At 71.5% G+C, this 12,264-nt stretch carries 12 protein-coding genes; 6 read left to right on the top strand and 6 right to left on the bottom strand.

Going from position 1 to position 12,264, the window contains the following annotated elements:
- Nucleotides 1-51: 51 nt before the first annotated feature.
- Complete coding sequence (locus tag AC0KTA_RS12615) at nucleotides 52-927, bottom strand: PHP domain-containing protein (protein WP_481055213.1); 876 nt, start codon at nucleotides 925-927, stop codon at nucleotides 52-54.
- 266 nt (nucleotides 928-1,193) lie between these two features.
- A complete protein-coding gene (locus AC0KTA_RS12620; RefSeq protein WP_481055214.1) occupies nucleotides 1,194-1,835 on the bottom strand; it encodes a DUF6758 family protein in 642 nt (213 codons plus the stop codon).
- A gap of 185 nt (nucleotides 1,836-2,020) precedes the next feature.
- On the opposite strand from AC0KTA_RS12620, the gene AC0KTA_RS12625 reads away from it, so the two are divergent.
- Nucleotides 2,021-3,286, top strand: coding sequence for an MFS transporter (locus AC0KTA_RS12625; RefSeq protein ID WP_481055215.1), 1,266 nt, complete (start codon nucleotides 2,021-2,023; stop codon nucleotides 3,284-3,286).
- 30 nt (nucleotides 3,287-3,316) lie between these two features.
- Here the strand turns inward: AC0KTA_RS12625 and AC0KTA_RS12630 are convergent, their stop codons facing one another.
- A complete protein-coding gene (locus tag AC0KTA_RS12630; protein ID WP_481055216.1) occupies nucleotides 3,317-3,901 on the bottom strand; it encodes a suppressor of fused domain protein in 585 nt (194 codons plus the stop codon).
- Between the two features lie 480 nt (nucleotides 3,902-4,381).
- Between AC0KTA_RS12630 and AC0KTA_RS12635 the strand changes: the two genes are divergently transcribed.
- Both AC0KTA_RS12635 and AC0KTA_RS12640 read left to right on the top strand, forming a co-directional pair.
- Nucleotides 4,382-5,497, top strand: coding sequence for a magnesium and cobalt transport protein CorA (locus AC0KTA_RS12635; protein WP_481055217.1), 1,116 nt, complete (start codon nucleotides 4,382-4,384; stop codon nucleotides 5,495-5,497).
- Nucleotides 5,498-5,532: 35 nt separating this feature from the next.
- Entirely contained in the window at nucleotides 5,533-6,060 is a 528-nt protein-coding gene (locus AC0KTA_RS12640; RefSeq protein ID WP_481055218.1) for a hypothetical protein, read from the top strand.
- 139 nt (nucleotides 6,061-6,199) lie between these two features.
- Here the strand turns inward: AC0KTA_RS12640 and AC0KTA_RS12645 are convergent, their stop codons facing one another.
- Nucleotides 6,200-6,970: a hypothetical protein gene (locus AC0KTA_RS12645; protein ID WP_481056401.1), complete on the bottom strand. Its 771-nt coding sequence runs from the start codon at nucleotides 6,968-6,970 to the stop codon at nucleotides 6,200-6,202.
- Between the two features lie 297 nt (nucleotides 6,971-7,267).
- Here AC0KTA_RS12645 and AC0KTA_RS12650 point away from each other — a divergent pair, with 297 nt between their 5' ends.
- From AC0KTA_RS12650 to AC0KTA_RS12660, 3 genes are read left to right on the top strand one after another with little or no spacing between them, the layout of a single operon-like run.
- On the top strand, nucleotides 7,268-8,545 hold the full coding sequence (locus AC0KTA_RS12650) for a magnesium transporter MgtE N-terminal domain-containing protein (RefSeq protein ID WP_481055219.1): 1,278 nt from the start codon (nucleotides 7,268-7,270) through the stop codon (nucleotides 8,543-8,545).
- The gene (locus tag AC0KTA_RS12655; protein ID WP_481055220.1) at nucleotides 8,532-9,101 is read left to right on the top strand and encodes a DUF1003 domain-containing protein; all 570 of its coding nucleotides are present in this window, start codon (nucleotides 8,532-8,534) and stop codon (nucleotides 9,099-9,101) included. The genes AC0KTA_RS12650 and AC0KTA_RS12655 overlap by 14 nt, the downstream gene beginning before the upstream one ends.
- Nucleotides 9,102-9,145: 44 nt before the next feature.
- Nucleotides 9,146-10,282: an Mrp/NBP35 family ATP-binding protein gene (locus AC0KTA_RS12660; protein ID WP_481055221.1), complete on the top strand. Its 1,137-nt coding sequence runs from the start codon at nucleotides 9,146-9,148 to the stop codon at nucleotides 10,280-10,282.
- A 303-nt stretch (nucleotides 10,283-10,585) separates the two neighbouring features.
- On the opposite strand, the gene AC0KTA_RS12665 is transcribed toward AC0KTA_RS12660, so the two are convergent.
- On the bottom strand, nucleotides 10,586-11,254 hold the full coding sequence (locus AC0KTA_RS12665) for a hypothetical protein (RefSeq protein ID WP_481055222.1): 669 nt from the start codon (nucleotides 11,252-11,254) through the stop codon (nucleotides 10,586-10,588).
- 426 nt (nucleotides 11,255-11,680) lie between these two features.
- Nucleotides 11,681-12,160 (bottom strand): sec-independent translocase, encoded by a 480-nt coding sequence (locus AC0KTA_RS12670; protein WP_481055223.1) that lies wholly within the window; start codon nucleotides 12,158-12,160, stop codon nucleotides 11,681-11,683.
- Between the last annotated feature and the right edge of the window lie 104 nt (nucleotides 12,161-12,264).

Raw genomic sequence — 12,264 nt, forward strand, 5'->3', positions numbered from 1 at the left:
GCGGTGGCGCGCGTCGCGCGGCCGGGGCGCGGTGATGGGCTGTGGTGCGCGTTACGCGGCCGGGGCTCCGCCCGCGCCCGGGACCGGGAAGGCTCCCGTGGCCCGGCGGGTGATCTCGCCGTAGATCTCGGGGTCGGTGGTGTACTCCCCGAGCACGCATGTCTTGCGGGTGCCGTGGTAGTCGCTCGACCCGGTGACGAGCAGGCCGAGGTCGGCGGCGAGGCCGCGCAGCCGGGGGCCCGACTCGGGCGCGTACGCCAGCTGTTCCGGGTGGTCGACCTCGATGCCGTCGAGGCCCGCGGCGGCCAGCTCGGCTATCGCCGACTCGGGGACGACCTTGCCGCGCTGGGCGGCGGCCGGGTGCGCGAAGACGGTGACGCCGCCCGCGGCCTTGACCAGGCGGATCGCCTCGAAGGGGTCGAGCTCGTGCTTCTCGGCGTAGGCCCGGCCGCCGTCGGCGAGCCAGGCGGGGGTGAAGGCGTCCGACACGGTCGGTACGACACCGAGCTCGACGAGCGCCTCGGCGATGTGCGGGCGGCCGACCGAGCCGTCGCCCGCGATGCGCGCGACCTGGTCCCAGGTGACGGGGACACCGAGCTCCTGGAGCTTGCGGACCATCGTCTGCGCGCGCGGCACGCGGTCGTCGCGGACGAGTTCGCGCTCGCGGGCCAGCTCGGGCTCTTCGGCGTCGAAGAGGTACGCCAGCATGTGCATCCCGATGCCGTCGAGGCGGCAGGACAGCTCGGCGCCGGTGACGAGGGTGAGGCCGGGCGGCAGCGCGGCGATCGCCGCGGCGTGGCCGCGGGTCGTGTCGTGGTCGGTCAGCGCGACCACGTCCAGTCCGGCGGCGGCCGCGTTGCGGACCAGCTCGGCGGGGGTGTCCGTGCCGTCGGAGGCGGTGGAGTGGGTGTGCAGATCTACGCGCACGGGTTGGCTCCACGCTTTTCGGGACCGACGGGGGACGCTTAAGGATAACGGTCCGCGGCCCCCGGCCCCGCCCACGTATGGGGCTACGCCCCTCTCCCCCTCCATCGCCGCTCCGCGCCTCGCCCTCAAACGCCGGGCGGGCTGAAATTCCGCTGCGCGGGCTGTTCCGGCAGGTAGTAAGGGTGGGCGGGCGGGGAATAGCCCGTCCGGCGTTTGAGGACGAGCCGCGAAGCGGCGATACGCCCCCGCGAGGGCCGCGCCCGCCCCTACGGCATCAGCAGTCGCGGCGAAAGCGCCCCGCAAGGCAGCAGGTCCACCTCCGCGCCCGCGTCCCGCAGGTCCGTGAGCACGAGCTCGTCGTACATGAGCAGTCCCGACTGCTCGGGCCAGGCGATCGCCCACAGCCACAGCCCCCGCGCCTCGCCCGCGAACACCGCCCGGTCGTCGGGCGTGCCGGGCACGTGCCACATGGCCGTGGGCCGGCCGGCCGCGAGCACCTTGGCCTGGGCGGGCTTGCCGACGCTCATGGAGGGGCCGGGGTCGGGGCCGTCGATGCCGGCATAGCGCGCGCCGAGGCCGACACCCAACTCCTCGGCGACCAGGACGAGTTCACCGACGCCGCCGAGCGGCGCGGGCCCCGAGCAGGCCACGGCGGTGGCACGGCCGCCACTGCGGTCGTCGCCGGCGCAGACCACGCCGGTGAAGAGCCAGCCGACGGGCAGCGGCCACGGCATCCACACGGGCACCTGGGCACGGTGCACGACGACCTGGAGGGCCTCGACGCTGGGCGGGATCACCGGCTGCAGCGGGTGCACCGTCCCGTGCACATCGCACTGCCAGGAGTCGGCGAAAAGACCGGGAGCCCTGACCCGGCCACCACACTTCGGGCAACTGGGTTCGCCCCTCATAGCGCCCAACGGTCCTCCCCACTCGGCGCCCCGTCAAGGACGATCACCCGTCCGGAGGCGGCCTCCTCTCCCTCCTCCCTCTGCCTTTTCCCGAGCCCACCACCAGGCAAAACTAGATGTAGCTTGCATTAATTAGCCCATCTAACTTATTGTGTGTACGCATCAACGATCTGAAGGAGCGGCGGATGACCACCCCCACGCAAGGAGAGACGGCAGAGCCCGCCGAAGGCGACCCATTCGACGCCGGGGCGGGCGGCCTGCTGCGCCAGCCGAAGGCGGTGTGGGCCACGGCGGGCGCGTCCGTCGTGGCGTTCATGGGCATCGGCCTCGTCGACCCGATCCTGCCGTCCATCGCCCAGGGGCTCGAGGCCACACCCAGCCAGGTCTCGCTCCTGTTCACCTCGTACTTCCTGATCACCGCCGTCGCCATGCTGGTGACCGGCTTCGTCTCCAGCCGCATCGGCGGCAAGAAGACGCTGCTCGCCGGGCTCGCGCTGGTGATCGTGTTCGCCGCCCTTGCCGGTACGTCGGGGTCGGTCGGCGAGCTCGTCGGGTTCCGGGCCGGCTGGGGGCTCGGCAACGCGCTGTTCGTGTCGACGGCGCTCGCCGTCATCGTGGGTGCCGCCGCCGGGGGCAGCGCGGCGGCGATCCTGCTGTACGAGTCGGCGCTCGGGCTCGGCATGGCCTGCGGGCCGCTGCTCGGCGCACTCCTTGGCGACGCGAGCTGGCGCTACCCGTTCTTCGGCACCGCGGCCCTGATGGCCGTCGGCTTCCTGTGCATCACGGCGTTCCTGAAGGAACAGCCGAAGCCCGCGCGCAAGACCTCGCTGCTCGACCCGCTCAAGGCGCTCGGCCACGGCGGCCTGGCCTCGGCGGCCGCGTCGGCGTTCTTCTACAACTACACGTTCTTCACGGTCCTGGCCTTCACGCCGTTCGTCCTGAACATGACGCCGTACAAGTCGGGTGCGGTCTTCTTCGCCTGGGGCGTGCTGCTCGCGGTGTTCTCGGTGCTCGTCGCACCCCGGCTCCAGGAGCGGTTCGGCTCGCTGAAGGTGCTCGGCGGTTCGCTGGTGCTGCTCGCCGCGGACGTGCTGGTGCTCGGGTACGGCAGCCACACCGCCGCCGTCGTCTGCACCATCCTGTCCGGCGCCTTCATCGGCGTGAACAACACCGTCTACACGGAGCTCGCGCTGGGCGTCTCGGACGCGCCGCGCCCCGTGGCGAGCGCCGGCTACAACTTCGTACGCTGGTTCGCCGCCGCGGCGGCCCCCTACTTCGCGCCGAAGATCGAGGAGTGGAGCAATATCCACATCCCGTTCGTGGTCGCGGCCGTCACGGCGGTGCTCGGCGCGGTGGTGGTGTGGGTGCGGCGGAGCGCGCTCACACACGAGGCCGAGGAGCTGGAGACCCGGCACGCCACCGAGGACGGCGTGACCGTCTTCGCCAACTAGCCCCGCCGGGGCGGACGTTCAGGCCGGCGGTCAGTCAAGCCGTACGGACTTGCGCAGCGGATCGCGCAGGTCCGTACCACTGTTGAGCCAGCGTTCCTGGAGCGCGGGCGCGCCGTGCACCCGCTTCCACGCCGCCTCGTTGGGCGTCATCGGCAGCAGCGGCAGGAAACGCACGGGGTCCATCGGCTCGTCCAGCTCCAGGTCCTCCACCAGACCCCCGGACTCCGCGACCAGGACCGAGGTGAACGGCGCGCCCGGCCACAGCGGTTCACCCACGTCGAGGGAGGCGCCCGGCGCGACCACGAGCCCTTCCACCTGCGGGGAGGCGGCGAGCACCGCCAGCGGGCGCAGCACCTTGTCGGTCTCGACGAGGCCGCCGCGTACGGAGAGGACCAGCTCCGCGCGCGGGCCCTGGACCGGGTCGGCGAGTACGGCCGTCGGATCAGCCATCGGGTGGGCGGACATGCCGAGCGTCGCGTACCGCACGACGTCCCCGTCCGTGAACCGCAGCACTTCGATGCGGTCCGTCCCGAGGAACGTCACCGCCGCGCGCGCGTCCGGTTCCCCCAGGCCACCATGGAGCCGGGCCTCGACCAGAGCAAGAACATCAGCCATGACGCGAGCATAGAACTCGTCAGTGATGGGTAAAGGTGGGGGTTTGACGCACCGGTCGGCTGATACTGTTGGCCGCTGGCCCGGGCAGCACGCAGAAGCGTCGCCTTCAAGCCCGGACGCAGGAGACGGCGCCTTGTCGCGCCTGGGACTTCCCCCACGGGGGACCGGCCGGAGGAGGTGGGGCTGCAGTGGATCGAAGTCGACCGTGCAGTACCACTCGCTCTTCCGCCCGCTGAACCTTCCGCAGCAGCGTAGCTGCGGTCCTTCGTACGGCATCCGGGGACGACGCGTTCGTGTCCGGCGCAGCCCGTACGAGACGGAAGAGCACCGCGTTTCACCTGATCTGCATCAGTAGCGTTGCTGCCACCGCGACGGTGCGGTGCTCCCCGCTTTGTGGACGTGCCAGAACCCGCAGAGGACGTCCCCATTCCGGGCAGTTCCACCCGTCGCAGGCGGCCCTTTCGTCGAAGGAGCCTGCCCATGTCGATGATCCGCGACCTGCGTGACGCCGTCCGCCCCTCCCTGCGCAAGGACAGCGCCTCCTACAGCTCGTACGACACCACCCGCGACCCCAGCTCCGTCTCGGCCGTCGTGGACTGCGCCGTCTACCGCGACGGCCGCCGCGTCGCCTGCGACGACACCCTGACGCCGCACGAGGCGATGCTCCAGGTGCGCCGCGACGGCGGCTTCGCGTGGATCGGCCTGCACGAGCCGACGGAGGCCGAGTTCGCCGGGATCGCCGCGGAGTTCGGGCTGCACCCGCTGGCCGTGGAGGACGCCGTGCACGCCCACCAGCGGCCCAAGCTGGAGCGCTACGACGACACGCTGTTCACGGTCTTCAAGACCATCCACTACGTAGAGCACGCCGAACTCACCGCCACCAGCGAGGTCGTCGAGACCGGCGAGGTCATGTGCTTCACCGGACGGGACTTCTTCATCACCGTGCGGCACGGCGGCCACGGCTCGCTGCGCGCCCTGCGGCGCCGCCTCCAGGAGGAGCCCGAGCTGCTCGCCAAGGGCCCCTCGTCGGTCCTGCACACCATCGCCGACCACGTCGTCGACGGCTATCTCGCCGTCGCCGACGCCATGCAGGTCGACATCGACGACGTCGAGAACGAGGTGTTCGCGGCCACCGGCAAGGGGGGCTCGCGGGGCGTCGACGCCGGGCGGATCTACCAGCTCAAGCGCGAGGTCCTGGAGTTCAAGCGCGCGGTGCAGCCGCTGCTGCGGCCCATGCAGCTGCTCAGCGAGCGGCCCATGCGCCTAGTCGACCCCGACATCCAGAAGTACTTCCGCGACGTCGCCGACCACCTCGCGCGCGTCCAGGAGCAGGTCCTCGGCTTCGACGAACTGCTCAACTCGATCCTCCAGGCCAACCTCGCCCAGGCCGCCGTCGCGCAGAACGAGGACATGCGCAAGATCACCTCCTGGGCGGCGATCATCGCCGTGCCGACGGCCGTGTGCGGCGTCTACGGCATGAACTTCGACCACATGCCGGAGCTGCACTGGCGGTTCGGCTACCCGATGGTCCTCGGCCTCATCGGCGTGGTCTGCTACTCGATCCACCGCACGCTGAAGCGCAATGGCTGGCTCTGAGTCGCTGTCATCGGTGCCTCGCTAAGCTGCCTCGCATGACTGCTGCTGCTGACGCGCTGTTCGACCGCGCCCTCGTCGAGGAGGCCACGAAGAAGTCGGGGCTCATCTGGGTGCGCGGCGCCGGCCCCGGCGGCCCCGTCAGGGCGCTGTGGCACGTCTGGGTCGACGGCGCGGTCCACGTCGTCGGGGACGGCCCCGGCGAGCAGCCGCTGCCCGGCCTCGCCGACGGGGCGGGCGCCGAGGTGACCGTACGCAGCAAGGACAAGGGCGGCCGCGTCATCGCCTGGACGGCGGCGGTGGCGGAGCTCGCGCCGCGCTCCGAGGCCTGGGAGGCGGCCGTCGCCGAACTCAAGGGCAAGCGCCTGAACGCGCCCGACGGCGAGCGGATGGTGGACCGCTGGGCGACGGAGTGCCGGGTGCTGCGGCTGGCGCCGCGCGAGTCGACCACGGATCTGCCCGACGGTTCGCTGGCCGAGGCCCCGCTGCCGACGACGGCGACGACCCGGCAGCCGATCCCGGCGGGGCTGCCGCGGCTGCTGGCCCGGCGGGCCAAGAAGCGGTAGCGCTCCGCTGGGGCCGCGGTTTTTCCTCTGCGGGCCGGTGGGGGCTGGTCGCGCCCCGCGGCGGAGCCGCAAGTCGATACAGCCCCGCGCCCCTTCAGGGCGCCTTCGTACCGCAGCGTTCTCGTCCTCTGTCACTCACCTACGAATTCGGCAGTTGCTGCCCGTAGTCCACCGTCTCGTCCTTGCCCGGCTCCTCCAGTGGGAAGTCCTTGCCCCATTCGGTGAGTCGCAGCGTGCCCGCGTCGCCCGCGCGCTGGAGTCGCAGCGGGTAGGGCTTGCCCTCCAGGGACACCTCGAGCGTGCCGCCCGCGCCCTCGTCGCCGGCGATCTTGATGACGCGTCCGGCGCGTGACTCGACGCGGTCGCCCTTGGACAGCGTGCCGTGCAGCGTGAGCGTGCCGTCGAGCAGCACGTCCTTGTCGGTGAAGCCGCTGAGCTGCTGGTACGCGGGGTCGCCGGTGGGCACCTTCACGTACTTGCCGTCGAGTTTCGCCGCCGCCGAATCGTCGGCCGTCGAGCCGCCGCCCTGCCCGCCGGACTCGCCCTGGTGCGTCCAGAAGCCCGAGTCGGCCTTCAGGTACAGATGCTCGCCGACGCGCAGCAGCCGGAACGTGCCGCCCTTGGACGTGACCTCGCCCGTGCCGCCGGAGCCCTTGAGGCGCATGTCGAGCTTGTACGTCTGGCCCTTGCTGACGACGGTGCCGGACAGCCGGACCGCGGTGGCGCCCTTGGCGGCCTGCCGCGTCTTGCTCTGGATCTTCGTCGCGGACAGCTTGCCCACGCCGTTCGTGCCCGCGTCCGGGTCCTCGCCTCCGCCGCCGCATCCCGTCAGGCCCGCGCCGCCCACCACGATCCCCGCGCAGACCGTGGTCACCAGCGCGGCCCTTCGGGTACGGCGGGCCTGTCGCATCGCAGTCACAGGTGGCGCTGCCTCTCGTGCGGACGTCCTCTACGGCTTGCTCTACGGCCCCGGCCGTGGCGCGCCACGGCCTGGCGTACCGCAGCGTACCGGTGCCGCCGACGTGCCTCGGAGCCAGTCCGTCCGGACGTCCCACCAGGCCGGATGCGTGCGGTACGGGCTAGCCTGAAGCCCGTACGAAAGATCGTATAAATGGTCGCAAAGAGCGACACGGATCCGCGCGACGCAGCGCGATCGAGACCGAACGAAGCGAAACGAGCAGCAGCGAGCGGCAGGGAGGCGCCGCGCATGGCGGGAAGCGCGCCCCGGATCTTCGTCTCGCACCTGGCCGGCACCGCCGTCTTCGACCCGAACGGCGACGAGATGGGCCGCGTGCGCGACCTCGTCGCCATGCTCCGCGTCGGTCGCAGGCCGCCCCGGCTGCTCGGCCTCGTCGTGGAGCTCGCCACGCGCCGGCACATCTTCCTGCCCATCACCCGGGTGACCGGCATCGAGTCGGGCCAGGTCATCACCACCGGCGTGCTGAACGTGCAGCGCTTCGAGCAGCGCCCCACCGAGCGGCTGATCCTCGGCGAGATGCTCGACCGCCGGGTGCACCTGGTGGAGAGCGGCGAGGAGGTGACCGTCCTCGACGTCTCCGTGCAGCAGCTCCCGGCCCGCCGGGACTGGGAGGTGGACCGGGTCTTCGTACGCAAGGGCAAGGGAGGGGCCTTCCGGCGCAAGGGGGAGGCGCTGACCGTCGACTGGTCGGCCGTGGACGGGTTCTCGCTGGAGGAGCACGGGCAGGGTGCCGAGAGCCTGCTCGCCACCTTCGAGGAGCTCCGCCCCGCCGACCTCGCCAACGTGCTGCACCACCTGTCGCCGAAGCGGCGCGCGGAGGTCGCCGCCGCGCTCGACGACGACCGGCTCGCGGACGTCCTCGAAGAGCTCCCGGAGGACGACCAGATCGAGATCCTCGGCAAGCTCAAGGAGGAGCGCGCCGCCGACGTCCTGGAGGCGATGGACCCCGACGACGCCGCCGACCTGCTCTCCGAGCTCCCCGAGGACGACAAGGAGCGCCTGCTCACCCTGATGCGGCCGGACGACGCGGCCGACGTGCGCCGGCTGATGGCGTACGAGGAGCGCACGGCGGGCGGTCTGATGACGACCGAGCCGATCGTGCTGCGCCCGGACGCGACGGTCGCGGACGCGCTCGCGCGGGTGCGGCAGCAGGACCTCTCCCCCGCGCTCGCCGCGCAGGTGTACGTGTGCCGCCCGCCGGACGAGACCCCGACCGGCAAGTACCTGGGCACCGTGCACTTCCAGCGGCTGCTCCGCGACCCGCCGTACACGCTGGTCGGCTCGATCATCGACGACGATCTGCGGCCGCTGCGGCCGGAGGCCGAGCTGCCGGTCGTGGCGGGCTTCTTCGCGGCGTACGACATGGTCGCGGCGCCGGTGGTCGACGAGGGCGGTTCGCTGCTCGGCGCGGTCACCGTCGACGACGTACTCGACCACATGCTGCCCGACGACTGGCGCGAGACGGAGTTCCACCTCCAGGAGGGGGCCGGTCATGGCGGCGGCTGAGCGGGAGCGGGAGCGCGACAAGGACCGGGAGGGGCGCGGCCGGAGCCGGTTCCGGCTCGACCAGCCGCGGGCGCCGCGCCGCAAGCTGCTGCCGGACTACGACCCGGAGGCCTTCGGGCGGCTCTCGGAGCGCATCGCGCGGTTCCTCGGCACGGGCCGGTTCATCGTCTGGATGACGGTCGTCATCATCCTGTGGGTCGTCTGGAACGTCTCCGCCCCCGCCGACCTGCGCTTCGACCGCTACCCGTTCATCTTCCTGACCCTGATGCTCTCGCTCCAGGCCTCGTACGCGGCCCCGCTGATCCTGCTCGCGCAGAACCGCCAGGACGACCGCGACCGCGTCACCCACGAACAGGACCGCAAACAGAACGAGCGCTCCATCGCCGACACCGAGTACCTCACCCGGGAGATCGCCTCGCTGCGCATGGGCCTCGGCGAGGTCGCCACCCGCGACTGGATCCGCTCCGAACTCCAGGACCTGGCCAAGGAGCTGGAGGACCAGCACACCGTATTCCCGTCCGAGGACGCCCGGGTACGTGACGTAGGCGACCGCTGACAGCCCTTTCCTGCCACGGGTTACCGCGCCGTACTATCGGGTGTATGGCAGCTACGGAAGACGCGGTGCGTGACGCACTGGCGACGGTGAACGACCCCGAGATCCAGCGACCCATCACCGAGTTGGGGATGGTCAAATCCGTGGAGATCGGCGCGGACGGCGCGGTCGCCGTCACCGTGTATCTGACGGTCTCCGGCTGCCCGATGCGCGAGACGATCACGAAGAACGTGACGGACGCGGTGGCCGCCGTCGAGGGCGTCACGCGTGTCGACGTGACCCTGGACGTGATGAGCGACGAGCAGCGCAAGGAGCTGGCGTCCGCGCTGCGCGGCGGCACCGCCGAGCGCGAGGTCCCCTTCGCCAAGCCCGGCTCCCTGACCCGGGTCTACGCGGTCGCCTCCGGCAAGGGCGGCGTCGGCAAGTCGTCCGTGACGGTGAACCTGGCGGCGGCGATGGCCGCTGACGGCCTCAAGGTCGGCGTCGTGGACGCGGACATCTACGGCCACAGCGTGCCCCGCATGCTCGGCGCCGACGGGCGGCCCACCCAGGTCGAGAACATGATCATGCCGCCGTCGGCGCACGGCGTGAAGGTCATCTCCATCGGCATGTTCACGCCCGGCAACGCGCCGGTGGTGTGGCGCGGCCCGATGCTGCACCGCGCGCTCCAGCAGTTCCTCGCGGATGTGTTCTGGGGCGACCTGGACGTGCTGCTCCTGGACCTGCCGCCGGGCACGGGCGACATCGCGATCTCCGTCGCGCAGCTCGTCCCGAACGCGGAGATCCTGGTCGTCACCACCCCGCAGCAGGCCGCGGCCGAGGTCGCCGAGCGCGCGGGTTCCATCGCCGTGCAGACCCACCAGAAGATCGTCGGCGTGGTCGAGAACATGTCCGGGCTGCCCTGCCCGCACTGCGACGAGATGGTCGACGTGTTCGGCACGGGCGGCGGCCAGAAGGTCGCGGAGGGCCTGACGAGGACCACGGGCGCGACGGTGCCGGTGCTCGGCTCCATCCCCATCGACGTACGCCTGCGCGAGGGCGGCGACGAGGGCAAGCCCGTCGTCCTCACCGACCCGGAGTCGCCGGCGGGCAGCGCGCTGCGCACCATCGCGGGCAAGCTGGGCGGCCGCCAGCGCGGGCTGTCGGGCATGACCTTGGGGCTCACGCCGCGCAACAAGTTCTGACCGTTCGGGGGTATTAACAGCCCGTCCAGCGATTGCGGGGGGGATTGACAGCCCGTCCAGCGATTGCGGGGGGATTGACAGCCCGTCCAGCGATTGCGGGGGGATTGACAGCCCGTCCAGCGATTGCGGGGGGATTGACAGCCCGTCCAGCGATTGCGGGGGGATTGACAGCCCGTCCGGCGATTGCGGGGGGATTGACAGCCCGTCCGGCGTTTGAGGACGAGGCCGAAGGCCGATACGCGTTCACGCAGTGTGGGGCGCCGTCAGCGCGACGGCGCCCCCACTGCGTACCCGTCCGGAGGACTACTTCGCGTAGGCGCCGATGTCCTGTACGACGGAGAAGCCGAGGCCGTACGCGCTCATCCCGCGTCCGTACGCCCCCAGATGCACCCCCTCCTTGGTGGACCCGGCGAGCACCCAGCCGTACTCGGACTCCCGGTAGTGGAACGAGGTCGGGACCCCGTCCACCGGCAGGGAGAGGGTCGACCAGTCCGACCCGTGCAGATCGTCCGCGAGGACCCACGCGGTCTCCGTCTGCTGGTCGAGCCAGTCGTCCCGCAGGCTGTGGTCCATCTGGCCGGGCCAGGTGAAGGTCAGCAGGCCCACGCCGGCCAGCCACGCCGCGGAGGACACCGAGGTGGCCTCCAGGACGCCGGTGCCGTCGGCGCTGCGCCGCACCGGATTGGCGGCGACGGTCACCACGACCGCGAACCGCTCCTTGTCGCCGTTGCCGGACCCTTCGGCCCGCACCGACGGCTCGTCACCGTGACCGATGGAGCCGTGCTCCACGGCTCCGTCCGCGGCGGTCCCGACCTGCATCAGCCAGCGCGGTCCCGTGAAGGCCTCGTCCAGGCCGTACCAGGGGAAGGGCGCCAGCAGGTAGCCGTCGACCGTGCGCCGGGCGGAGGGCACCGCTTGCGCGGCACCGTCCGCTGCTGGCGCCTGCGCGCCCACCCGACTTGTCGTCTCCATGTACCCGGCCGCCTCCTCGCTCTCGTCGGTCCGGAGCGGCCCGCCCCCCTCGGGCGTCCTCACGCCGGACAACAAGGCAGGATAGCCACACCCATTCCGGATGCTGGTCAACCAGTCGGCGGACGGGTGTACTCGACGCCTCCGACCAGGCCCGTCGCGGGCGCCGGGCGGCGCGCCACGGGCGTCAAGGGGCGCACGTCGGCACCGGGGTGGCACGGGGCCCGCCGGGCGGGTTCTGGGGGCTTCGGGCGGGCTCGGGCCGGGGGGTGTCCGGGGCGGCGGGCCTGGGCGGCAGGCGCGGGCTCAGGTGGCGTCCTGGGCCGTGGGCCTGGGCGGCAGGCGCCGGCTCACGGGGCGTCCGCAGGCTCAGGTGACAGCCGTCGGCCCAGGTGGCATCCGGGGCCGCGGGCCTGGGCAGCCGCAGGATCAGGTGGCGTCCGCGTCGAAGGGCGGCGGGTCGCCGGCCGCCGGCTTGTCCGGTTGCGGACGCTTCTCCATGTCGAGACGGCCGCTGCCGGAGCCGTTGGCCGGGGCGGTCGCCGAACCCGTGGTGGAACGGCCGGAGTCCTCGGCGGAATCGCTGTCACGGCCGTGCACGGCATCCGCGACTTCGGCCATTTCCTTCTTCAGGTCGAAGCCGTTGCGGATTTCCTTCAGACCGAGATCGTCGTTCTCCATCTGCTTGCGGATGAACTTCTTCGGGTTCAGGTCTTCGAACTCGAAGTCCTTGAATTCCGGGCCCAGTTCATTCCGTATGTCCTGCTTCGCACTGTCGGAGAATTGGCGGATCTTGCGAATGGTCCGCGACACGTCCTGAATGAGCTTCGGCAGCTTGTCCGGTCCGAAGATGAGCACGGCGAGGATGACCAGCGTCACTATCTCGAGTGCGCCAATGTCGTTGAACACCTTGAAAGCTCCTTGCCGTCCGGACCCGCTCTACGGTACCCGGCGTGACTGTCCGTCCGGTAGCCGCACGGCGACAACGCAGCCAACGAGGACACGGCGGATGC

It is taken from the genome of Streptomyces sp. Y309, from assembly GCF_056712025.1.